A 23,514-nucleotide genomic window follows, 5' to 3' on the forward strand; every position below is an offset into this window, starting at 1 on the left:
TCTCGGTTGGATAGTTAATTTGGCGAGATTATACGATGATCAAACAAAGGACACTTAAACGTATCGTTCAGGCGACTGGTGTCGGTTTACATACCGGCAAGAAAGTCACGCTGACGTTACGCCCTGCGCCGGCCAATACCGGGGTCATCTATCGTCGCACCGACTTGAATCCACCGGTAGATTTTCCGGCCGATGCCAAATCTGTGCGTGATACTATGCTCTGTACTTGTCTGGTGAACGAGCATGACGTGCGGATTTCTACCGTAGAGCACCTGAACGCCGCCCTGGCGGGTCTGGGTATCGACAACATTATTGTTGAAGTCGATGCGCCAGAAATCCCGATTATGGATGGCAGTGCTGCACCGTTCGTCTATCTGTTGCTGGATGCCGGCATCGAAGAACTGAACTGCGCGAAGAAATTTGTACGCATCAAAGAGACCGTTCGCGTCGAAGATGGCGACAAGTGGGCTGAATTCAAACCGTACAATGGTTTCTCGTTGGACTTTACCATCGACTTTAACCATCCGGCGATTGACTCCAGCACCCAGCGCTATGCGATGAACTTCTCTGCCGATGCGTTTATGCGCCAGATCAGCCGAGCCCGTACATTTGGCTTCATGCGTGATATCGAATATCTGCAGTCCCGCGGCCTGTGCCTGGGCGGCAGCTTCGATTGTGCCATCGTTGTTGACGATTATCGCGTACTGAACGAAGACGGCCTGCGTTTCGAAGATGAATTCGTTCGTCACAAAATGCTGGATGCTATCGGCGACCTGTTCATGTGTGGTCACAACATCATTGGTGCATTTACCGCGTTCAAATCCGGTCATGCGCTGAACAACAAACTGTTGCAGGCCGTCCTGGCAAAACAGGAAGCCTGGGAATATGTGACCTTCGAAGACGAAGCTGAACTGCCGCTGGCTTTCAAAGCACCAAGCATGGTTCTGGCGTAACGGTTCAAACCGTTTCGTAAAAAAATCGACTGGTTAACCTGGTACTCTCTCCGACCAGGAAGACCAGTCGTTTTTATTTTTACCCTTCTTCGTTTACCCCTGCGGTATCTCTCGTTTGCCTTACTCAGAAAATATGTGCGTTAGCTGCATTCTTGACCGTTTTTCTCCGCGGCGGCACCTCATTCCTGCTGATGTATATTGGCTTTAGTGGTACTATCTGGGCGCTAAAATGAATAACTGAACTCAGCCTCTGCAAGGCTGGCTTATTGGGTGGAGCAGGTGAGCGGAATACTGACGCGCTGGCGACAATTGGGCAGACGTTACTTCTGGCCGCATCTCTTATTAGGGATGGTCGCGGCGAGTTTCGGCTTGCCTGCGCTCAGCAACAGTGCCGAAGCGGCGACGCCCGCAAAAACCTCCACCACTAAACACGATCTCAGCACGCGGGTTAACTTCACTAACCTCGCGTGGCTTGAAGCCAGTCGCCGCCCAAACTTCACCGTCGATTACTGGCACCAGCACGCTATCCGCACCGTTATCCGCCATCTGTCCTTTGCGATGGCACCGCAGGCCATGCCTGTTGCGGAAGAGGCGCTGCCGGTGCAGGCTCAGCATCTTGCCCTGCTGGACACGCTCAACGCGCTGCTCACGCAGGACAGCCAGCCGCCGGTCATGGTTCTTCAGACAACGCAGCGTGCGTTTGTTTCACCAGCTTCATTCTCTGTTTCAACCTGGATTAGCCAGGCTCACGGCATTCGCGCCGGGCCGCAACGCCTCAGCTAAATTAACTTTTTCAATACCTTAATTTATCTGCCCACAATGGGGCGTTTGAGAATTTATTATGCTAATCAAATTGTTAACTAAAGTTTTTGGTAGTCGTAACGATCGTACCCTGCGCCGTATGCGCAAAGCTGTTGCCGTCATCAACGGTATGGAACCGGCGATGGAGAAGCTCTCTGATGACGAGCTGAAAGCGAAAACGGCGGAATTCCGTGCGCGTCTGGAAAAAGGTGAAACCTTAGAAAGTCTGATCCCGGAAGCGTTTGCTGTCGTGCGCGAAGCGAGTAAGCGCGTATTCGGCATGCGTCACTTCGACGTTCAGCTGCTGGGTGGTATGGTGCTCAACGAGCGCTGCATCGCGGAAATGCGTACCGGTGAAGGTAAAACCCTGACCGCAACGCTGCCGGCTTACCTGAACGCGCTGACCGGTAAAGGCGTTCACGTGGTTACCGTCAACGACTATCTGGCGCAGCGTGACGCCGAAAACAACCGTCCACTGTTCGAATTCCTCGGTATGACCGTCGGCATCAACATGTCCGGCCTGCCTGCGCCAGCCAAGCGCGAAGCGTATAACGCGGACATCACCTACGGCACCAACAACGAATACGGCTTCGACTACCTGCGTGACAACATGGCGTTCAGCCCGGAAGAGCGCGTACAGCGTAAGCTGCACTATGCGCTGGTGGATGAGGTTGACTCCATTCTGATCGATGAAGCGCGTACTCCGCTGATCATCTCCGGCCCGGCTGAAGACAGCTCAGAGATGTACCGTAAAGTCGACAAAATCATTCCACACCTGCTGCGTCAGGAGAAAGAGGACTCGGATACCTTCCAGGGTGAAGGTCACTTCTCCGTAGATGAAAAAGCGCGCCAGGTGAACCTGACCGAACGTGGTCTGGTGAAAATTGAAGAGCTGCTGGTAGCTGAAGGCATCATGGAGGAGGGCGAGTCCCTGTACTCTCCGAGCAACATTATGCTGATGCACCACGTGACCGCTGCACTGCGCGCCCACGCGCTGTTCACCCGCGACGTCGATTACATCGTTAAAGACGGCGAAGTGATCATTGTCGATGAACACACCGGCCGTACCATGCAGGGACGTCGCTGGTCTGACGGTCTGCATCAGGCTGTGGAAGCCAAAGAAGGTGTGGATATTCAGAATGAAAACCAGACGCTGGCGTCTATCACCTTCCAGAACTACTTCCGTCTGTACGAGAAGCTGGCGGGGATGACCGGTACTGCTGATACCGAAGCGTTTGAATTCAGCTCCATCTACAAGCTGGATACCGTGGTCGTTCCAACCAACCGTCCAATGATCCGTAAGGATATGCCGGACCTGGTGTACATGACCGAAGCGGAAAAAATTCAGGCGATCATCGAAGATATTCGCGACCGCACTGCCAACGGCCAGCCGGTTCTGGTGGGGACCATCTCAATCGAGAAATCTGAAGTGGTTTCTCACGAGCTGACTAAAGCGGGTATCAAACACAACGTTCTGAACGCCAAATTCCACGCCAAAGAAGCGGACATTGTTGCGCAGGCGGGTTATCCGGCTGCCGTAACCATCGCCACCAACATGGCGGGTCGTGGTACCGATATTATGCTGGGCGGTAGCTGGCAGGCTGAAGTGGCGGAGCTGGAAAACCCAACGCCAGAACAGATTGCGCAGATCAAAGCTGACTGGCAGGTTCGTCATGACGCCGTCCTGGCTTCCGGCGGTCTGCACATCATCGGTACAGAGCGTCACGAGTCTCGTCGTATCGATAACCAGCTGCGTGGCCGTGCGGGTCGTCAGGGTGATGCCGGTTCATCCCGCTTCTACCTGTCTATGGAAGATGCGCTGATGCGTATTTTCGCCTCCGACCGCGTGTCCGGCATGATGCGTAAGCTGGGGATGAAACCTGGCGAAGCCATCGAGCACCCTTGGGTGACTAAAGCGATCGCTAACGCACAGCGTAAAGTGGAAAGCCGCAACTTTGATATTCGTAAGCAGCTGCTGGAATATGATGATGTGGCTAACGATCAGCGTCGTGCAATCTATACTCAGCGTAACGAACTGCTGGACGTGTCCGACGTGAGCGAAACCATCAACAGCATTCGTGAAGATGTGTTTAAAGCCACCATCGACGCGCATATTCCACCGCAGTCTCTGGAAGAGATGTGGGATATCGAAGGCCTGCAGGAACGTCTGAAAAATGACTTTGACCTCGATCTGCCAATCAAAGAGTGGCTGGATAAAGAGCCTGAGCTGCACGAAGAGACCCTGCGCGAACGTATCTTTGAAACCGCGCTGGACGTCTACAAGCGTAAGGAAGAGGTTGTTGGCGCTGAAATGATGCGTCATTTCGAAAAAGGCGTAATGCTGCAGACGCTCGACTCCCTGTGGAAAGAGCACCTGGCGGCGATGGACTACCTGCGTCAGGGTATTCACCTGCGTGGCTATGCGCAGAAAGATCCGAAGCAGGAATACAAGCGTGAATCCTTCTCCATGTTTGCCTCGATGCTGGAATCACTGAAGTATGAAGTGATCAGCACCCTGAGCAAGGTTCAGGTGCGTATGCCGGAAGAAGTGGAAGCGATGGAGCAGCAGCGTCGTGAAGAAGCCGAGCGTCTGGCACAGATGCAACAGCTGAGTCATCAGACCGACGACAGCGAAGCCGCAGCGGCGATCGCCGCGCAGACCGGCGATCGTAAAGTGGGTCGTAACGATCCTTGCCCGTGTGGTTCCGGTAAAAAGTACAAGGCGTGCCACGGCCGCCTGAGCTAAGTTCATAAAAAAACAAAAAGGCGCAGATATCTGCGCCTTTTTTATGGAAGTGACAATATGAAAATACTGCAAATTGCCGTCGGGATTATTCGCAACCCGCAAAACCAAATCTTCATCACCCAGCGCGCTGCCGACGCCCATATGGCAAACAAGTGGGAGTTTCCAGGCGGTAAAATCGAGTCAGGTGAAACGCCGGAAGAGGCGCTGGTTCGGGAGCTTCAGGAAGAGGTGGGGATCACCCCGCTTGGCGCAACGCTGTTTGATAAGCTTGAGTACCAGTTTCCGGACAGGCACATTACGCTGTGGTTCTGGCTGGTGGAAAACTGGGAGGGAGAACCCTGGGGAAAAGAGGGACAGCCGGGTAACTGGGTGGAACTTCAGGCAAGTGATGCCGAAAAATTCCCGCCAGCTAATGAGCCCGTGATCCTGCGGTTAGTCGCACAACCGTAGGCCTGCTGAGCGAAGCGCCAGCAGGCTTTACAGATTACTGCTGGGTTTCACTCCAGTCATCGCTGTCCGAGAGATCGCCTTCGCTAGGTATGCGTTTCTCTTCCGCCGCCCATTCGCCCAGGTCAATGAGCTGGCAGCGCTTGCAGCAGAATGGGCGGAACGGACTGACTTCGCCCCAGACAACGGTTTTGCCACAGGTTGGGCAGCTTACGGTGGTGACATCAGACATCGGCACTCCTTAACAACAGGCCAGTTCAAAATCGAGACGTTCCGGCACGGTGCCATTTTCACTGTCCAGCGGCATAAAGCGAATCGCAAAGCGGCTCTTATGCCCGGAAATCTGTGGGTAAAGCTGTTCGCCGAGAGACAGATTGAGACGCAGAAGATCGGCATCATCACCGTTATCCTGGAAGAAACCATTCAGGCTGGTTTGCTTGCGGAACGGCGCAGAGTTACGGATCAGATCGAGGATCAACGACAGCGTCTGGTGCATTGGCTCCAGGCTTGCCAGCCAGCTGTTCACCTGTGCGTCACGCTGCGCCTGTGGCATATGTAGCCACATATGCAGCGTCGGCAGGTCGAAGCTACAGCAGCCGCCAGGGATGCTCAGACGCTGGCGCACCAGGCCAATCAGGCGGTCTTCACGCAAAAACTGCCCGACGCGCGGCGCGGCCATCAGGACGGCACTGCTGCTTTTCAACTGCTGGCGGAGCGCATCGATACGGCTCTGATCTACGCCGGGGACCTCCGTCCATGCCTGCAATTTACGCTGCTGGCGCTCCAGCTCTTTGAGTAATTCTGTGCGGACATCGCCGCGTTCAATCACATCCAGCAGATCGCCTACGTTGCGGAAGAAGTGCAGCGCGGTGGCATGATCGTTAACAGGCAGATGTTGTGAAAGTTGTTGAATAAGGAATTCGATGCGCAGCCAGGTGCGCATTTTTTCGTTGAGCGGATGCTCAAAAAGGATGTGTGTCGACATTATGGTTTTTCCTGTGCAACGGCCTGCGCGGCGAACGTCAGATACTGCGCGTGCAGACGGGCAACATCCGATGCAATGGCATCTGGTGCGCCGTTATTATCAATAACATCATCCGCCACGGCAAGGCGCTGAGCGCGCGTAGCCTGAGCGGCAAGAATTTGTTCAGCATGCTCCCGCGAGACGCGATCGCGCGTCATGGTTCTCTGGATTTGCGTTTCGGGTGCGACATCAATCACCAGCACACGATCGGCTTTCTTCTGCAGCTGATTTTCAACCAGTAGCGGAACCACCCACAGGACATAGGGCGAGCGGGCTGCGGCTATCTGACGTTGAGTTTCCTGGTGGATGATGGGGTGGAGCAGGGCATTAAGCCAGTCTTTTTCCGCAGAATCAGAAAAAATACATTCGCGAAGCTGACGGCGATTCAGTGTGCCATCGGCACTGATGACTGCCTGACCAAAATGTTCTGCGATGGCCTTTAGCGCGGGTGTATTGGGCTCTACCACCTGGCGGGCAATGATATCGGCATCAATAATCGTGATACCCAAACGAGAGAACGCGTCCGCAACGGTACTTTTGCCACTACCGATGCCGCCGGTTAATGCGACGATATACCCCATTAATTCAAATCCTGGGAATTATTCATTATTAAAATCAATTAATTAAAACGCTTAGGTGCGCCGGCAACTGTTTGGCCCTATTTACCTGCTTTTTACCAGGTAAATTTATAGGATTGTAGCGTAAAAAAAGAGAATTTCGCAGTCTTGCGGAGCAGGTATTAGTGCGTATGATAACGTCACTGGAGTTGTGCTTTTAACATATTTGCCTCTAACCCCAGGAATCCGCACATGCGTATCGAAGAAGATCTGAAGTTAGGTTTCAAAGACGTTCTTATCCGCCCTAAACGCTCTACACTGAAAAGTCGCTCAGACGTTGAACTCGAACGTCAATTCACCTTTAAGCATTCCGGTCAGACCTGGTCTGGCGTGCCGATCATCGCTGCCAACATGGATACTGTGGGAACCTTTGAGATGGCAACCGCCCTGGCACAGTTCGACATTCTCACCGCCGTGCACAAACATTACAGCCCTGAAGAGTGGAATGCGTTTGTTGCGTCCGCGCCTGCTGACGTGGTCAAGCATGTGATGGTTTCTACCGGGACTTCCGATGCGGATTTCGAGAAGACCAAACAGATCCTGAACGCTAACCCGGCGCTCAACTTCGTTTGTATTGACGTGGCGAACGGTTACTCCGAGCACTTCGTGCAGTTCGTCAGCAAGGCGCGTGAAGCCTGGCCGACGAAAACCATCATCGCGGGTAACGTGGTGACCGGTGAAATGTGTGAAGAGCTGATCCTTTCCGGTGCAGATATCGTGAAAGTGGGTATTGGCCCGGGTTCCGTGTGCACGACCCGCGTCAAAACCGGCGTCGGTTATCCGCAGCTCTCTGCAGTCATTGAATGCGCCGACGCGGCGCACGGTCTGGGCGGCCAGATCATCAGCGATGGCGGCTGCACCATGCCGGGTGATGTTGCGAAAGCCTTCGGCGGCGGCGCAGACTTCGTAATGCTCGGCGGTATGCTGGCAGGCCACGAAGAGAGCGGTGGTACCGTTGTGGAAGAAAATGGCGAGAAATTCATGCTGTTCTACGGCATGAGCTCGGAATCCGCGATGACCCGTCACGTCGGTGGCGTGGCAAAATACCGTGCGGCAGAAGGTAAAACCGTGAAGCTGCCTCTGCGCGGCCCGGTTGAATACACCGCGCGCGATATCCTCGGCGGCCTGCGCTCGGCCTGCACCTACGTTGGGGCATCCCGCCTGAAAGAGCTGACGAAACGTACGACGTTTATTCGCGTTCAGGAACAGGAAAACCGCGTATTCAATAGCCTGTAATGGCTTCTGCTGGCGCATGCCCGTGCGCCAGCACTGTTCAGCCCTAACCCGCGCTCATCGCATCTCCCAGATGGAAAATCGGTAGGTACATTGCCACCACCAGCGTGCCAATGATGACCCCTGTCACAATCAGAAGCACTGGCTCGAGAAGTGCCGCCAGATTATCTGCCCGCTGAAAGGTCTGTTCCGTGTGGTGCCGGGCGAGATTTGCCAGCATGATGTCCAGTGCACCTGACATTTCGCCGGTTCGTAAAAGCTGAATACACAGCGGGGTAAAGATGGCCGCTTTCTGAAAGGATGACCAGACGGGGAGACCTTTTTCAATGTCCTCCCGAACGCTGTGGAGTATCCCCCGCCAGTAACAACTTTCAACGGTCTCCTCTGCGCTCTCCAGTCCCTGTAAAAAGGGGATACCTGCCTGCTGCGTGAGTGACAGCACGGTAAAGATGTGTCCCAGTTTTTGGCCTTTTGCCAGCGCGCCCATCACGGGCGTATGGATCAGCATGCGCTGCCAGCGAGGGTTCTGCCTCAGAGCCCAGGCGGCGGCTAAGGGCGCTAATAACGCTGCGAACAACGCGAGGGCATAGGACTGGATAAATGCGGCCATCCCCATGGCCATTTGTGTCAGCATCGGGAGCGGCGTGTTAAACGTTTTGTAGATCGCGGCAAATTCGGGCAAGACCAGAATGACCATCGCCAGCACCACGAGCACGGCCAGCGTCAGGACGATCGCCGGATAGCGCAGGGCCTTTTTCACCTTCTCTCTGAGCTGCTGCTGCGCTTTTTGCTGCTGCGCGAGCTGGCGGCAGCACTCCTCCAGTTTCCCTGTGAGCTCACCGGTTTTGACCATAGAGACATGCAGTGGGCTAAACACCGCTGGCCACTTTTTTAGCGACTCAGAAAAGGGGGAACCCTCACTGAGCTCATCGGCAATGCTTTGCAGCAGCGCCTGCCACGGTTTTAACGGATGTTGCTCTGCCAGCATCTGCAGGCTGTGGGACAACGTCAGCCCCGCCTGCAGAAGCGTCGCGAGCTGGCGAAACATCTCGTAGCAGTGATGCGGCCGCCAGCGGTGCCGCTGAGCGCATCGGGTCAGCGCCAGAGGATGGAGATCGCTACGCATCAGCCTGGTGAAGGCGGCATTGCGGTCTGTGGCCCAGAGTGTCCCGCTTCGGGGCTCACCTTCTTTGGTGAGTGCTCGCCAGCGCCAGAGCTGATTAGCAGCCATCCGGCATTCCCAGCACGCGCACCAGCTCTTCGATCGTGGTCAGCCCTTTTTCGACGGCCATGCAGCCGTGCTCAAAAAGAGAAATCATTCCCGCCTGCCGGGCACTCGCCTCTATCACTTCGATTCCCGCCCCGCTGGCAATGGCCTGGCGCAGGGTATTGTCGATCGCCAGTACTTCAAAAATGGCCACGCGGCCATAAAAACCGTGATAACAGCGATCGCAGCCGGTGGGCTGCCAGCGTGGAAGCGGTCTTGACCATACGGCGCGTGGTAATTCAGCATGCTCGCTGGCTTCCCGGCGACAGTGCGGGCACAAACGCCGGACCAGCCTCTGGGCAATCACCATCGAAAGCGCGGAAGATATCATCCAGCGCGCGACGCCCATCTGCTCCAGGCGAATCAGGGTTTCCGTCGTCGAGTTGGTGTGCAGCGTTGACAGCACCAGATGACCGGTCTGGGCGGCATTAATGGCAATTTCTGCCGTTTCACCGTCACGGATTTCGCCGACCATAATGATGTCTGGATCCTGACGCAGCAGCGCCCTCAGCACGCTCTGGAATGTTAAACCCGCCCGGGGATTAATCTGCGTCTGGTTTAATCCCGCAAGGGGGATCTCAATCGGATCCTCCACGCTACAGATGTTGACGTCAGGGGTATTACGCGCCTGCAGCGCGCTGTACAGCGTCACGGTTTTGCCGCTGCCGGTGGGGCCGGTGACCAGAATGAGCCCCTGCGGCTGGTGGAGAACCTCATTGAAACAGGCCAGTTGTTCTGCGCTCATGCCAAGCACTTTCGGCTCAAGAGCCTGTTGAACCTGATGCAGGAGACGCAGCACAATTTTCTCACCACCGCTGCAGGGAAGCGTCGCGATCCGAAACGAGACCGGCTCGTTTGCCAGCTCAATCGTAAACTGACCGTCCTGAGGTAAACGACGTTCTGCAATATCAAGATTACCCAGCACCTTTAAACGTGCGCTGAACAGGCTGGCCAGCGAGGCGGAAAGCGGAGGCTGGGGGCAAAGAACCCCGTCGATGCGTAAACGAATCTGGCATGCATGCTCCATCGGTTCGATATGAATGTCGGAGGCGCGCTGGTTGATTGCCTGCTGCAGCGTGTGGTTGAGGATATCCACCGTCGAGTGTGTTTGCGAAACGACGGGCAGATGCGATTGTGACGTTAGCTGCCGGTGTTTTTCCATGCGCTCAGCGCTCCAGCACTCAATATCAATCCGTTTCTGGGTCGCGAAGCGCAGCGCCTCCATGAGTTCAGCCGCGGGGCTGCCCACGACGGCGATGCTGACCATGTCACTGTCGCTGGTGAGCAACAGTGCGTGATGGCGCTGACAAAGCGCCACGAGTTGATCGGTATTCATTATCCGCTCCTCAGTTATTGTCGAAGCGGAAAACGTCTTCGCAGGCCTGTTTCAGGGCGCTGTCAGCACTGATGTTGCAGTCGCGCGTCCAGCCCGTCATACCGTTGCCGTAGCTCCACCGTGGCGTCATGGTTACCGTCAGCCCGTTAAGACTCTCCTGTCCTGTTAAGGTCACGGTCCCTTTCGCCACGCTCATTCCTGAAACGTAGCGTGTCGTGGTGGGGGAAGGGATACCGTTACTGCCAGCGTCGCAGCTCTCCACGCCACCGTGATCCAGCGCGCAAAGCTCAATGGCCGTGCGGTAGGGAACGAAAGTTTGCAGCATATCGGTCAGCGCCGCCTTGCGCAGGTAGTTCTGATAGGCGGGAACGCCGATGGCGCTCAGAATCGCAATGATGCCAATGACCACCATCAGCTCAATGAGTGTGAAGCCTTGTTGTCTGTCCATATCTGCTCCTTATGCAAAGTGGCGCTACTTTGTCAGCGAGAAAGAGCAGAAACGAGAGGCAAAAAAGGGAACGGGAAGGAGGCTTCAGAGAATTTATTCAGTGTTGCAGGGAAGAACAGCGGATCTGGGAGCGGGGCTGAAATTCCCCTCTCCGGGTGGAGAGGGGAGAATGCGTTATTTGAAGCGCATTGAGAGGTCGAGGGCGCGAACGTGTTTGGTCAACGCGCCGACGGAGATGTAATCCACGCCGGTTTCGGCGAATTCACGGATCGTTTCGAAAGTGACGTTCCCGGACACTTCAAGCTGGGCCCGGCCGTTAGTCAGTTTTACCGCCTCGCGCATCTGCTCTGTTTCGAAGTTATCGAGCATGATGATATCGGCCCCGGCCTTAATCGCCTGCTCCAGCTCTTCCAGACTTTCGACTTCTACCTCGACAGGCACATCCGGGTGCAGCCAGAAGGCTTTCTCCACCGCCTGACGCACGGAGCCAGAGGCAATAATGTGGTTCTCTTTAATCAGGAAGGCGTCGGATAAGCCCAGGCGATGGTTTGCGCCGCCGCCGCAGAGCACCGCATACTTCAGCGCGGTGCGCAGGCCCGGCAGCGTTTTGCGGGTATCCAGCAGCTGGGTGCGGGTACCGGCCAGCAGGTCAACGTAGCGACGCACTTCGCTGGCCACGCCAGAGAGCGTTTGTACAAAATTGAGCGCGGTACGTTCGCCGGTCAGCAAGACGCGGGAAGGACCGTTCAGTTCGAACAGCGGCTGGTTTGCCGTAATTGCCTCGCCGTCTTCAACGTGCCAGATAATCTGCACATCATCACCCGCCAGCTGGGTAAAGACCTCTTCAACCCAACGCTTGCCGCAAAAAACGCCCTCTTCACGGGTGATAATGACCGCGTGCGAGCGCGTCTCTTTTGGCAACAATTGTGCGGTAATATCCTTATCAGCGTTAACGTCACCGCCCAGATCTTCTTTCAAAGCATGGGAGACGCTTGCCGGAATATCCATATTAATACGTTCCAGAAGCGCTTCACGTCGGTGGTCGGGGTTGTAGCGGCGAGGCGGCATGATAAAACTCCAAATTGGTAACGAATCATAATATTGAAACATGCTACTCTGAACCGAGTCATTGCACCATACAGAAGGAGTTCCAGCATGTTGTTAGAAAACGGATGGCTGGTGGATGCGCGGCACGTGCCCTCGCCGCACCACGATTGCCGCCCGGAGGATGAAAAGCCCACACTGCTGGTGGTTCATAATATTAGTCTCCCGCCGGGTGAATTTGGCGGCCCGTGGATCGATGCGTTATTCACGGGAACGATTGATCCCGATGCTCATCCCTTCTTTGCTGAAATTGCACATCTGCGCGTATCGGCTCACTGCCTGATTCGTCGCGATGGTGAAGTGGTTCAGTATGTTCCCTTTGATAAGCGCGCCTGGCATGCCGGCGTGTCGATGTATCACGGGCGCGAACGGTGCAACGATTTTTCTATCGGAATCGAACTGGAAGGCACAGATACGACGCCCTACACCGATTCACAGTATCAACAGCTAGCGGCTGTGACCCGCACGCTTATCGGACTCTACCCGGCTATCGCCGAAAATATCACGGGACACAGTGATATAGCCCCGGAGAGAAAAACCGATCCCGGCCAGGCCTTTGACTGGCCCCGGTTTCGCGCCACGCTCACCGCGTCGTCAGAATAAGGAGATACCATGACGTTGTTTACCATGCTGCTGGTTATCATCGCTGAACGCCTGTTTAAGCTCGGCGAGCACTGGCATCTGGATCACCGGTTGGAGGTATTATTCCGCCGTATCAAACATTTTTCCATGCTGCGCACGCTGCTGATGATGGCAGGGGTGATGGTCATTACGTTCCTGCTCCTGCGTTCGCTGTACGGACTCTTTTTCAACGTGCCGCTGCTGGTGGTGTGGATCCTGCTCGGCGTGCTGTGCATTGGCGCAGGCAAGGTGCGTTTACACTATCACGCATACCTGAAAGCCGCCTCCCGTGACGATGCCCATGCGCGCGGTGCCATGGCGAGCGAGCTGACGATGATCCACGGCGTGCCGCCGGACTGCGACGAGCGCGAATTCCTGCGCGAGCTGCAAAACGCGCTGCTGTGGATTAACTTCCGTTACTACCTTGCGCCGCTGTTCTGGTTTGTAGTGGGTGGTCCGCTGGGGCCGGTACTGCTGATGGGATATGCGTTCCTGCGCGCCTGGCAGACCTGGCTTGCCCGTTATCTGACGCCGCATGAACGCCTGCAGTCCGGTATTGACGCCATCCTGCACGTGATCGACTGGCTCCCGGTGCGTCTGGTCGGCGTGGTGTACGCGTTAATTGGTCACGGTGAAAAAGCGCTGCCAGCATGGTTCGCTTCTCTTGCCGATCGCCATACGTCGCAGTACCAGGTGCTAACGCGTCTGGCGCAGTTCTCGCTGGCGCGTGAGCCGCATACCGACAAGATTGAAACGCCGAAAGCCGCTGTCTCCATGGCGAAGAAAACGTCGTTTGTGGTGGTGGTTATCGTGGCGCTGCTGACTATCTACGGCACGCTGGTGTAGGCCAGCGCGCCGCAAAGGCTAAAGCGTATCCGCGGGCGGGATGCCGAAATCAGGCATCCCGCTTTCATTCCAGCGGACAAGCTTCAGTCGGGTATGGCGATTCGGATCGTACAGCGGGTCGCCCTCAATTTCGGTGTAATTCCGCGCGTGATACACCAGCACATCTTCCCCTTCCGGCGTTTGCGTAAAACTGTTGTGGCCCGGGCCGTACTGACGATTTTCGTAGCTGGTAACGAACACCGGATGGGGGGATTTGTGCCAGTTTGCCGGGTTTTGCGGATCGGCATTCAGGTCTATCCACAGTAGACCCATGCAGTAGTTCTCGTCGGTAGCGCTGGCGGAATAGCTGATAAACAGCTTATCGCCGTGAACCAGTACCGCCGGGCCTTCGTTAACCCAAAATCCGCGACGCTCCCAGTCATACTCCGGCTTGCTGAGCATCACCGGCTCGCCTTTCAGCGTCCACGGGGTCTCCATTTCACACAGATAAAGATTGGAGTTACCGGTGATGTCCGGCGCTTTTTGCGCCCACAGATACCAGCGTTTCCCCTGATGAACAAAGGTGGTGGCGTCCAGAGCGAAGGTATCGAAAGGCGTTTTGATTTGCCCTTTCTCCACCCACGTGCCGGTGAGCGGATCGCCGTCGGCACATTCAATGGCGAACATACGGTGCTGGAACATTCCGAGCGCGTCGAGCGCCTGGGTGTGCGTTGCAGCAAAATAGATGTACCACTTCCCGTCGATGTGGTGCAGTTCCGGCGCCCAGATCAGCTGGCTCATCGGGCCGGTGTTGGGTTTGCGCCAGACCACCACTTCTTCGGCATTACGTAAGCCTTCCAGAGACTCTGCGCGGCGGATCGCCAGCCTGTCGTACTCCGGCACGGAGGCGATAAAATAGTACTGCCCCTCGTGGCGTAAAATGTACGGATCGGCGCGTTGTTCAATAAATGGGTTTGGCCAGGTTTGCATTCGGCTTTCCTTATTTTGTCTCTGCGGCTTTGAGTTCCTGATAATCATTCAGCTCGCGGTAGTTATTGCGACGCTTTTCCAGATCGGACTGGATCTGCTTCATGGTTTCGCGGTCCACTTTCAGCAGGCGCACTACGCCAGCGGTAACTAAGTATCCAATGCCGGGAATGACGGTAAAGAGCAGCACGATCCCATTAATGGCGTCCGCGCTCTGCGCTTTTGCGCCCGCGTCATAGCCGTACCAGGAGAGCAGGAAGCCGACCATTGCCCCGGCAATCGCCAGCCCCAGCTTCAGGAAGAAGATGTTGCCGGAGAAGCTGATCCCGGTGATGCGCTTACCGGTCTTCCACTCGCCGTAGTCGTCCACGTCGGCCATCAGCGACCAGTGCAGCGGAGACGGGATCTGGTGCAGGATGTTCAGCAGGAAGTAGAGCACCACGATGGTGGCGGTGGCTTTCGGGTCGAAGAAATAAAAGGCGGTTGAGAAAATCGCCAGAACGATATTGGTCCAGAAGAAGACCTTGAGCTTACACCAGCGGTCGGTCAGCACTTTTGCCAGCACGCTGCCGAGCATCATGCCGACCACGCCCAGGCTGATAAACAGCGTGGCGAAATGGGTGCTCTGGCCCATCACCCAGGTGACGTAATACATGGTGGCCGCCATGCGGATAAAGCCCGGGCAGACGTTGCACAGGGTCAGGAGCAGAATGCGTACCCACTGGTCGTTCTTCCACACGTCTTTCAGATCGTTTTTCAGCTCGTCGTTGGTCTGTACCGCCGGGCGCACGCGCTCGCGCACGGTGGCGAAGCAGAACAGGAACATGCAGGTTCCAATCAGCGCCAGAACGGTCATCGCCATTTGATAGCCTTTGGCTTTGTTATCCCCGCCAAACCAGTCGGCCATCGGCAGCAGCGTTAATGAGAGCAGCAGCGTGGCGATGCCGACCAGCACGAAGCGATACGACTGGCAGGCCACGCGCTCCTTTGGATCGTTGGTGATCACCCCGCCCAGCGAGCAGTAGGGAATGTTGATGGCCGTATAGGTTAAAGAGAGCAGGAAGTAGGTGACAAACGCATAGATAACTTTGCTGTTATAGCTCCACTCCGGCGTGGTGAACATCAGAATGCTGAACAGCGCGTAGGGGAAAGCGATCCACAGCAGCCATGGACGAAACCGACCATATTTGCTGCGGGTACGGTCAGCAATCGCGCCCATGATCGGGTCCGTTACGGCGTCAATCACGCGCACGGAAAGCAGCAGCACGCCAACCAGCGCAGGGGTGAGGCCAAAAATATCCGTATAAAAATAGTTAACAAACAGCATGATGGCGCCGAAGATGATGTTGCATCCCGCGTCTCCCATCCCATAGCCGATCTTTTCTTTTACTGACAGTGTGTTGTTATCCATCGACAGCTCTCCGGTTTACGGTATGGAGAGAATTATTTGCTGGCAAAGGAATATATGCGTTGCAGTATCAGGGCGGTGATATGGATAAATGCGCTGTGGGCGTGAAAGTGTGAGGGAGGTAACAACGCGCGGCACCCGCAAAAGCAGGCGCCGCGGAGAGAGGCTTAGTGTGCTTTCATGGCATTACGGCTTTTCTGGCTGAAGAGATAGCCCACGCCAAGGATCGCAATCCAGACCGGGATCAGGTAGACGGAAATCGCCATACCCGGGGTGATCAGCATGATCACCAGCACGGCCGCCATGAACACCAGGCACACCCAGTTGCCCAGCGGATAGAGCAGCGCAGGGAAGCGGGTGGTGACGCCCTGCTGCTGCTTGGCGCGGCGGAACTTCATGTGCGCCAGGCTGATCATCGCCCAGTTGATGACCAGGGCAGAGACCACCAGTGCCATCAGCAGGCCAAACGCCGATTCCGGTGCCATATAGTTAATGAGCACGCACAGCGCGGTCACAACCGCCGAAACCAGAATTGTGTTTACCGGCACGCCGCGTTTATCGACGTTGAGCAGCGCTTTAGGCGCGTTGCCCTGCTGGGCCAGGCCGAACAGCATGCGGCTGTTGCAGTATACGCAGCTGTTGTAAACGGAGAGCGCTGCTGTCAGAACAACCACGTTGAGTGCGTTTGCTACAAAGGTATCGCCCAGCTCGTGGAAGATCAGCACAAACGGGCTGGTGTCGGCGGTCACGCGCGTCCACGGCAGCAGGGAGAGCAGCACGGCCAGCGAGCCCACATAGAAGATCAGAATGCGGTAGATAACCTGGTTAGTGGCTTTTGGAATGCTCTGCTCCGGGTTGTCGGCTTCAGCGGCGGTGATGCCCACCAGCTCGAGTCCGCCGAAGGAGAACATGATGATGGCCATCATCATCACCAGGCCCGTCATGCCGTGAGGCAGGAAGCCGCCCTGTTCCCAGAGGTTGCGCACGGTTGCCTGCGGGCCGCCGTTGCCGCTGAACAGCAGCCAGCCGCCGAAGATGATCATCGCCACAACGGCAATGACCTTGATGATAGCGAACCAGAACTCCATCTCACCGAACACTTTTACGTTGGTCAGGTTAATGGCGTTAATAATGACGAAGAAAGCCGCTGCGGAGGCCCAGGTTGGGATCTCGGGATACCAGAACTGAATGTATTTCCCGACGGCGGTAAGCTCGGCCATGGCAACCAGAACGTACAGCACCCAGTAGTTCCAGCCCGAGGCGAAACCGGCAAAGCTGCCCCAGTATTTATAGGCAAAGTGGCTGAAGGAGCCTGCGACCGGCTCTTCAACGACCATTTCACCCAGCTGGCGCATAATCAGAAAGGCAATAAAGCCGGCAATCGCGTAACCCAAAATAATGCCGGGACCGGCTGACTGGATAACGGATGCGCTGCCCAGAAACAGGCCAGTACCAATCGCACCGCCCAGTGCGATGAGCTGTATATGGCGGTTTTTAAGCCCGCGCTTTAGCTGATCGCCGTGCTGTTGAGCTTCCATTTGAAACCTCGTGTGTGGTTGTTATGTTCACGCTGTGCGTGTGTAATTATGAAAATCCATATTCTGTATTTATTTCTTTACGGTTAACGAGACCGAAAAAAGCGGACATGACTTCCGTAAGCGCAAGAATAGTGGTAAGCGCCAGCGAATGCACCTGCTTTATGAAGGGGTGATGACGACTTGAATAAAAAGAAAGCATTTGTAAATCGGCCCGCTCATTCTTCCTAACCCAACCTATAGAATAGAAATGCTCCGTAAGTGGGCGAATTTTCATTATTTGCCTTGTTGAATCGCTTCAGATTGCAAAAACCCTCGTTTCATTATGGTTAAAACTCCCTCTTAAGGAGTAATCAATTCATTTGTGCAAAGTTACATTTCTGAAACGTTATTTCTGTAAGGTTGTTAAAATGTGCAGGGTTTACTGATTTCAATCAAAACCAATATGGACAGAAGGTGAATACTTTGTTACTTTAGCGATACGAAATAGAAATTGGTAAGACCAATTGACTCCGGGCAAAAAGGCGTAAGACAGGGAATATGGCCTACAGCAAAATTCGCCAACCAAAACTATCTGATGTGATTGAGCAGCAGCTGGAGTTTTTAATCCTCGAAGGGACTCTGCGCCCGGGTGAGAAACTTCCGCCAGAACGCGAGCTGGCAAAACAGTTCGACGTTTCACGTCCCTCTCTGCGTGAGGCGATTCAACGTCTCGAAGCAAAGGGCTTGCTGCTTCGTCGCCAGGGCGGCGGAACCTTTGTGCAAAACAGCCTGTGGCAGAGCTTCAGCGATCCGCTGGTAGAACTTCTCTCTGACCACCCAGAATCCCAGTTTGACCTGCTTGAGACCCGTCACGCGCTTGAAGGTATTGCGGCCTATTACGCCGCCCTTCGCAGCACTGATGAAGATCGCGTGCGTATCCGCGAACTGCATCAGGCCATTGAACGGGCACAGCAGTCCGGCGATCTAGACGCCGAGTCCAGCGCCGTCGTCCAGTATCAAATCGCCGTCACCGAAGCGGCCCACAACGTGGTGCTCCTCCATCTGCTACGCTGCATGGAGCCGATGCTGGCCCAGAACGTTCGTCAGAATTTTGAATTGTTGTATGCCCGTCGGGACATGCTCCCACTGGTAAGCAACCATCGCACCCGAGTATTCGAGGCGATAATGGCCGGGGAACCGGAGCAGGCGCGCGAAGCGTCGCACCGACATCTGGCTTTCATTGAGGAAATCTTGCTGGACCGCAGCCGTGAACAATCGCGTCGCGAACGTTCATTACGCCGCATACAGCAACGAAAGGATTAAGCGCCAGGTACTTTTAGAGCGCGGCAACTAAACGCAGAACCTGTCTTATTGTGCTTTTGGTTGTTCAAATAGTTCGGGTTATATCGCGGCGGCAAGCGCGCGAATCCCCGGGAGCATAGCGAACTATGTGACCGGGGTGAGAAAGCGCAGCCAACAAAGAGATAACCCGAAATATTAAGAACAAATAGCACAATGGGACAGGTTCCAGACAAATCAACGTATTAGATAGATAAGGAATACCCCCATGTCAGAACGTCTCCAAAATGACGTGGATCCGATCGAAACTCGCGACTGGCTACAGGCGATCGAATCGGTCATCCGTGAAGAAGGTGTTGAGCGCGCTCAGTATCTGATTGATCAGCTGCTTTCTGAAGCCCGCAAAGGCGGTGTGAAGGTTGCTTCAGGTGCAGGGGCTAGCAACTACGTAAACACGATTGCCGTCGAAGACGAACCGGAATACCCGGGCAATCTGGATCTGGAACGTCGTATCCGTTCTGCAATCCGCTGGAACGCCATCATGACCGTTCTGCGCGCATCCAAGAAAGACCTGGAACTGGGTGGCCACATGGCGTCCTTCCAGTCTTCTGCAACCGTTTACGAAGTGTGCTTCAACCACTTCTTCCGTGCAGCGAACGAGAAAGACGGCGGCGATCTGGTGTACTTCCAGGGCCACATCTCTCCGGGCATCTATGCACGTGCATTCCTGGAAGGTCGTCTGACTGAAGAGCAGATGAACAACTTCCGTCAGGAAGTTCACGGTAAAGGTCTGTCTTCTTACCCGCACCCTAAACTGATGCCTGAATTCTGGCAGTTCCCGACCGTATCTATGGGTCTGGGCCCAATCGGTGCGATCTATCAGGCTAAATTCCTGAAATACCTGGAACACCGTGGTCTGAAAGACACCTCTGAGCAGACCGTTTACGCCTTCCTGGGCGACGGCGAAATGGATGAGCCAGAATCCAAAGGTGCGATCACCATCGCAACCCGTGAGAAGCTGGACAACCTGTGCTTCATCATCAACTGTAACCTGCAGCGTCTGGATGGTCCGGTAACCGGTAACGGCAAGATCATCAACGAACTGGAAGGCATCTTCGCTGGTGCTGGCTGGAACGTGATCAAGGTCATGTGGGGCGGTCGTTGGGATGAGCTGCTGCGTAAAGACACCAGCGGTAAACTGATCCAGCTGATGAACGAAACCGTTGACGGTGACTACCAGACCTTCAAATCCAAAGACGGTGCCTACGTTCGTGAGCACTTCTTCGGCAAATATCCTGAAACCGCAGCACTGGTTGCAGACTGGACTGATGAGCAGATCTGGGCTCTGAACCGCGGTGGTCACGATCCGAAGAAAGTCTACGCTGCACTGAAAAAAGCGCGTGAAACCAAAGGTAAAGCGACTGTAATCCTGGCCCATACCATTAAAGGTTACGGCATGGGTGATACCGCAGAAGGTAAAAACATCGCTCACCAGGTTAAGAAAATGAACATGGACGGCGTGCGTTATATCCGCGACCGTTTCAACGTTCCAGTGACCGATGAGCAGGTAGAAAACCTGTCTTACATCACCTTCCCGGAAGGTTCTGAAGAGCACAAGTACCTGCACGAACGTCGTCAGGCGCTGAAAGGCTACCTGCCAGCTCGTCAGCCTAACTTCACAGAGAAGCTGGAACTGCCAGCGCTGGAAGACTTCTCTCAGCTGCTGGAAGAGCAGAACAAAGAGATCTCTACCACTATCGCTTTCGTTCGTGCCCTGAACGTGATGCTGAAGAACAAGTCGATCAAAGATCGTCTGGTTCCAATCATCGCCGACGAAGCGCGTACTTTCGGTATGGAAGGTCTGTTCCGTCAGATCGGTATCTACAGCCCGAACGGCCAGCAGTACACCCCGCAGGACCGTGAGCAGGTTGCATACTACAAAGAAGACGAGAAAGGTCAGATCCTGCAGGAAGGTATCAACGAGCTGGGCGCAGGCGCATCCTGGCTGGCTGCTGCGACCTCTTACAGCACCAACAACCTGCCGATGATCCCGTTCTACATTTACTACTCCATGTTCGGGTTCCAGCGTATCGGTGACCTGTGCTGGCAGGCAGGCGACCAGCAGGCTCGCGGCTTCCTGGTAGGCGGTACCTCCGGTCGTACGACTCTGAACGGTGAAGGTCTGCAGCACGAAGATGGCCACAGCCACATTCAGTCTCTGACTATCCCTAACTGTATCTCTTACGATCCGTCTTACGCATACGAAGTGGCAGTCATCATGCATGACGGTCTGCAGCGCATGTACGGTGAAGCGCAAGAGAACATTTACTACTACATCACCACCCTGAACGAAAACTACCACATGCCGGCAATGCCAGCAGGTGCCGAGGAAGGTATCCGTAAAGGTATCTACAAACTCGAAACCATCGAAGGTAGCAAAGGTAAAGTTCAGCTGCTGGGCTCCGGCTCTATCCTGCGTCACGTACGTGAAGCAGCGCAGATTCTGGCGAAAGACTACGGCGTGGGTTCCGACGTGTACTCTGTGACCTCCTTCACCGAACTGGCGCGTGATGGCCAGGATTGTGAGCGCTGGAACATGCTGCACCCACTGGAAACTCCACGCGTTCCGTACATCGCTCAGGTGATGAACGACGCGCCAGCGGTGGCGTCTACTGACTATATGAAACTGTTCGCAGAGCAGGTTCGTACTTACGTTCCAGCTGATGATTATCGCGTTCTGGGTACTGACGGCTTCGGTCGTTCTGACAGCCGCGAAAACCTGCGTCACCACTTCGAAGTTGATGCTTCTTACGTGGTTGTAGCAGCACTGGGCGAACTGGCTAAACGTGGCGAAATCGATAAGAAAGTGGTTGCGGACGCAATCACCAAATTCAACATCGATGCAGAAAAAGTTAACCCGCGTCTGGCGTAAGAGGTAAAAGAATAATGGCTATCGAAATCAATGTACCGGACATCGGGGCTGATGAAGTTGAAATCACCGAGATCCTGGTCAAAGTAGGCGACAAAGTTGAAGCTGAACAGTCGCTGATCACCGTAGAAGGCGACAAAGCCTCTATGGAAGTCCCGTCTCCTCAGGCTGGCATCGTTAAAGAGATCAAAGTCTCTGTTGGCGATAAAACCGAGACTGGCAAACTGATCATGATTTTCGATTCCGCCGACGGTGCAGCAGCTGCTGCACCTGCGCAGGAAGAGAAGAAAGCCGCTCCGGCCGCCGCTGCTCCAGCAGCTGCCGCGAGCGCGAAAGAAGTGAACGTGCCTGACATCGGCGGTGACGAAGTTGAAGTCACTGAAATCCTGGTGAAAGTGGGCGACACCGTTGCGGCTGAGCAGTCACTGATCACCGTAGAAGGCGACAAAGCCTCTATGGAAGTGCCGGCTCCGTTCGCGGGTACCGTTAAAGAGATCAAGATCAACACCGGCGACAAAGTGTCTACCGGCTCCCTGATCATGGTCTTCGAAGTGGCGGGTGCTGCACCTGCTGCAGCGCCTGCGCAGGCCGCTGCTCCGGCTCCGGCTGCTGCACCAGCAGCTGCTGGCGGCGCGAAAGATGTTAACGTACCGGACATCGGCGGTGACGAAGTTGAAGTGACCGAAGTGATGGTGAAAGTGGGCGACAAAGTTGCCGCTGAACAGTCACTGATCACCGTTGAAGGCGACAAAGCTTCTATGGAAGTGCCTGCGCCGTTCGCGGGTACCGTTAAAGAGATCAAGATCAGCACCGGCGACAAAGTGTCTACCGGCTCTCTGATCATGGTCTTCGAAGTGGAAGGCGCTGCGCCTGCCGCAGCTCCGGCAGCCGCGGCTGCTCCAGCACCTGCTGCTGCACCGGCTCAGGCTGCTAAACCCGCCGCTGCCCCTGCTGCTAAAGCAGAAAAATCAGAGTTCGCTGAAAACGACGCTTACGTCCACGCTACCCCGCTGATTCGTCGTCTGGCGCGCGAGTTCGGTGTGAACCTGGCGAAAGTAAAAGGGACCGGCCGTAAGGGTCGTATCCTGCGCGAAGACGTTCAGACCTACGTGAAAGACGCGGTGAAACGCGCCGAAGCTGCACCAGCTGCAGCCGCTGGCGGCGGTATCCCGGGTATGCTGCCATGGCCGAAAGTGGACTTCAGCAAGTTCGGCGAAATCGAAGAAGTGGAGCTGGGCCGCATCCAGAAAATCTCTGGTGCTAACCTGAGCCGTAACTGGGTGATGATCCCGCACGTTACGCACTTCGACAAAACCGATATCACCGATCTGGAAGCGTTCCGTAAACAGCAGAACGCTGAAGCTGAGAAGCGCAAACTGGACGTGAAATTCACCCCAGTGGTCTTCATCATGAAAGCCGTTGCCGCTGCCCTTGAGCAGATGCCACGCTTCAACAGCTCCCTGTCCGAAGACGGCCAGAAGCTGACGCTGAAGAAATACATCAACATCGGTGTTGCGGTTGATACGCCAAATGGTCTGGTTGTTCCGGTCTTCAAAGACGTGAACAAGAAGAGCATCACTGAGCTGTCCCGTGAACTGACCGTGATCTCCAAAAAAGCGCGTGATGGTAAGCTGACTGCCGGCGAAATGCAGGGCGGCTGCTTCACTATCTCCAGCATCGGCGGCCTGGGTACCACCCACTTCGCACCGATTGTTAACGCGCCGGAAGTGGCTATCCTCGGTGTGTCCAAGTCCGCGATGGAGCCGGTGTGGAACGGCAAAGAGTTCGTGCCGCGTCTGATGATGCCAATCTCTCTGTCCTTCGACCACCGCGTGATCGACGGTGCTGATGGTGCGCGCTTCATCACCATCATCAACAACATGCTGAGCGACATTCGCCGCCTGGTGATGTAATCGAAAAGCCGGCCAGTCGGCCGGCTTTTTTCTGATAAT

Annotated in this window: 21 protein-coding genes; 10 read left to right on the forward strand and 11 right to left on the reverse strand. The window is 55.2% G+C overall.

Going from position 1 to position 23,514, the window contains the following annotated elements; genetic code table 11:
* The first annotated feature begins 35 nt into the window (after nt 1-35).
* From lpxC to mutT, 4 genes are all read left to right on the forward strand, one after another.
* Nucleotides 36-953 (forward strand): UDP-3-O-acyl-N-acetylglucosamine deacetylase, encoded by a 918-nt coding sequence (gene lpxC / locus NWV12_RS03445; RefSeq protein ID WP_008501977.1) that lies wholly within the window; start codon nt 36-38, stop codon nt 951-953.
* A gap of 279 nt (nt 954-1,232) precedes the next feature.
* Nucleotides 1,233-1,736 carry a secA translation cis-regulator SecM gene (gene secM / locus NWV12_RS03450; RefSeq protein ID WP_048979050.1) on the forward strand — a complete coding sequence of 168 codons (504 nt, stop codon included), beginning with the start codon at nt 1,233-1,235 and terminating at the stop codon, nt 1,734-1,736.
* A gap of 58 nt (nt 1,737-1,794) precedes the next feature.
* Nucleotides 1,795-4,500, forward strand: coding sequence for a preprotein translocase subunit SecA (secA, locus tag NWV12_RS03455; protein ID WP_023310402.1), 2,706 nt, complete (start codon nt 1,795-1,797; stop codon nt 4,498-4,500).
* A gap of 57 nt (nt 4,501-4,557) precedes the next feature.
* Nucleotides 4,558-4,950, forward strand: coding sequence for an 8-oxo-dGTP diphosphatase MutT (mutT, locus tag NWV12_RS03460; RefSeq protein WP_023310403.1), 393 nt, complete (start codon nt 4,558-4,560; stop codon nt 4,948-4,950).
* Nucleotides 4,951-4,984: 34 nt separating this feature from the next.
* Here the strand turns inward: mutT and yacG are convergent, their stop codons facing one another.
* The 3 genes from yacG to coaE are packed head-to-tail and all read right to left on the reverse strand — an operon-like array spanning nt 4,985 to nt 6,552.
* Nucleotides 4,985-5,179: a DNA gyrase inhibitor YacG gene (gene yacG / locus NWV12_RS03465; protein WP_023310404.1), complete on the reverse strand. Its 195-nt coding sequence runs from the start codon at nt 5,177-5,179 to the stop codon at nt 4,985-4,987.
* A gap of 9 nt (nt 5,180-5,188) precedes the next feature.
* The gene (zapD, locus tag NWV12_RS03470; RefSeq protein WP_023310405.1) at nt 5,189-5,932 is read right to left on the reverse strand and encodes a cell division protein ZapD; all 744 of its coding nucleotides are present in this window, start codon (nt 5,930-5,932) and stop codon (nt 5,189-5,191) included.
* Complete coding sequence (coaE, locus tag NWV12_RS03475; RefSeq protein ID WP_039260810.1) at nt 5,932-6,552, reverse strand: dephospho-CoA kinase; 621 nt, start codon at nt 6,550-6,552, stop codon at nt 5,932-5,934. The genes zapD and coaE overlap by 1 nt, the downstream gene beginning before the upstream one ends.
* A gap of 228 nt (nt 6,553-6,780) precedes the next feature.
* Here coaE and NWV12_RS03480 point away from each other — a divergent pair, with 228 nt between their 5' ends.
* Nucleotides 6,781-7,824, forward strand: a complete 1,044-nt coding sequence (locus NWV12_RS03480; RefSeq protein WP_033144634.1) for a GMP reductase — start codon at nt 6,781-6,783, stop codon at nt 7,822-7,824.
* A gap of 43 nt (nt 7,825-7,867) precedes the next feature.
* Here NWV12_RS03480 and hofC read toward each other — a convergent pair whose 3' ends face one another.
* The 4 genes from hofC to nadC all read right to left on the reverse strand — a co-directional run bounded on the left by hofC (nt 7,868) and on the right by nadC (nt 11,940).
* On the reverse strand, nt 7,868-9,052 hold the full coding sequence (gene hofC / locus NWV12_RS03485) for a protein transport protein HofC (RefSeq protein ID WP_101744433.1): 1,185 nt from the start codon (nt 9,050-9,052) through the stop codon (nt 7,868-7,870).
* Nucleotides 9,042-10,424: a type II secretion system protein GspE gene (gspE, locus tag NWV12_RS03490; RefSeq protein ID WP_048979006.1), complete on the reverse strand. Its 1,383-nt coding sequence runs from the start codon at nt 10,422-10,424 to the stop codon at nt 9,042-9,044. The genes hofC and gspE overlap by 11 nt, the downstream gene beginning before the upstream one ends.
* Before the next feature lie 10 nt (nt 10,425-10,434).
* Nucleotides 10,435-10,872, reverse strand: a complete 438-nt coding sequence (gene ppdD / locus NWV12_RS03495) for a prepilin peptidase-dependent pilin (protein WP_048979005.1) — start codon at nt 10,870-10,872, stop codon at nt 10,435-10,437.
* 174 nt (nt 10,873-11,046) lie between these two features.
* The gene (nadC, locus tag NWV12_RS03500; RefSeq protein WP_048979004.1) at nt 11,047-11,940 is read right to left on the reverse strand and encodes a carboxylating nicotinate-nucleotide diphosphorylase; all 894 of its coding nucleotides are present in this window, start codon (nt 11,938-11,940) and stop codon (nt 11,047-11,049) included.
* 87 nt (nt 11,941-12,027) lie between these two features.
* Between nadC and ampD the strand changes: the two genes are divergently transcribed.
* Both ampD and ampE read left to right on the forward strand, forming a co-directional pair.
* Nucleotides 12,028-12,579 carry a 1,6-anhydro-N-acetylmuramyl-L-alanine amidase AmpD gene (gene ampD / locus NWV12_RS03505; protein ID WP_048979003.1) on the forward strand — a complete coding sequence of 184 codons (552 nt, stop codon included), beginning with the start codon at nt 12,028-12,030 and terminating at the stop codon, nt 12,577-12,579.
* A 9-nt stretch (nt 12,580-12,588) separates the two neighbouring features.
* Nucleotides 12,589-13,443: a beta-lactamase regulator AmpE gene (gene ampE, locus NWV12_RS03510; protein ID WP_033144645.1), complete on the forward strand. Its 855-nt coding sequence runs from the start codon at nt 12,589-12,591 to the stop codon at nt 13,441-13,443.
* Nucleotides 13,444-13,461: 18 nt separating this feature from the next.
* Here the strand turns inward: ampE and NWV12_RS03515 are convergent, their stop codons facing one another.
* From NWV12_RS03515 to NWV12_RS03530, 4 genes are all read right to left on the reverse strand, one after another.
* On the reverse strand, nt 13,462-14,412 hold the full coding sequence (locus NWV12_RS03515) for a family 43 glycosylhydrolase (RefSeq protein WP_048979002.1): 951 nt from the start codon (nt 14,410-14,412) through the stop codon (nt 13,462-13,464).
* A 10-nt stretch (nt 14,413-14,422) separates the two neighbouring features.
* A complete protein-coding gene (locus NWV12_RS03520; protein WP_048979001.1) occupies nt 14,423-15,820 on the reverse strand; it encodes a glycoside-pentoside-hexuronide (GPH):cation symporter in 1,398 nt (465 codons plus the stop codon).
* Nucleotides 15,821-15,984: 164 nt separating this feature from the next.
* Nucleotides 15,985-17,355, reverse strand: a complete 1,371-nt coding sequence (gene aroP, locus NWV12_RS03525) for an aromatic amino acid transporter AroP (RefSeq protein WP_029739677.1) — start codon at nt 17,353-17,355, stop codon at nt 15,985-15,987.
* Between the two features lie 46 nt (nt 17,356-17,401).
* Nucleotides 17,402-17,629, reverse strand: coding sequence for a hypothetical protein (locus NWV12_RS03530; RefSeq protein WP_080277755.1), 228 nt, complete (start codon nt 17,627-17,629; stop codon nt 17,402-17,404).
* Between the two features lie 263 nt (nt 17,630-17,892).
* Between NWV12_RS03530 and pdhR the strand changes: the two genes are divergently transcribed.
* The 3 genes from pdhR to aceF all read left to right on the forward strand — a co-directional run bounded on the left by pdhR (nt 17,893) and on the right by aceF (nt 23,475).
* Entirely contained in the window at nt 17,893-18,657 is a 765-nt protein-coding gene (gene pdhR / locus NWV12_RS03535; RefSeq protein WP_008501960.1) for a pyruvate dehydrogenase complex transcriptional repressor PdhR, read from the forward strand.
* Nucleotides 18,658-18,901: 244 nt separating this feature from the next.
* Entirely contained in the window at nt 18,902-21,565 is a 2,664-nt protein-coding gene (gene aceE / locus NWV12_RS03540; protein WP_023310418.1) for a pyruvate dehydrogenase (acetyl-transferring), homodimeric type, read from the forward strand.
* Between the two features lie 14 nt (nt 21,566-21,579).
* The gene (gene aceF / locus NWV12_RS03545; protein ID WP_039260787.1) at nt 21,580-23,475 is read left to right on the forward strand and encodes a pyruvate dehydrogenase complex dihydrolipoyllysine-residue acetyltransferase; all 1,896 of its coding nucleotides are present in this window, start codon (nt 21,580-21,582) and stop codon (nt 23,473-23,475) included.
* The last annotated feature ends 39 nt before the right edge of the window (nt 23,476-23,514 follow it).

This window comes from Enterobacter sp. Crenshaw (assembly GCF_024734705.1).
Taxonomy (GTDB): Bacteria; Pseudomonadota; Gammaproteobacteria; order Enterobacterales; family Enterobacteriaceae; genus Enterobacter; species Enterobacter asburiae_B.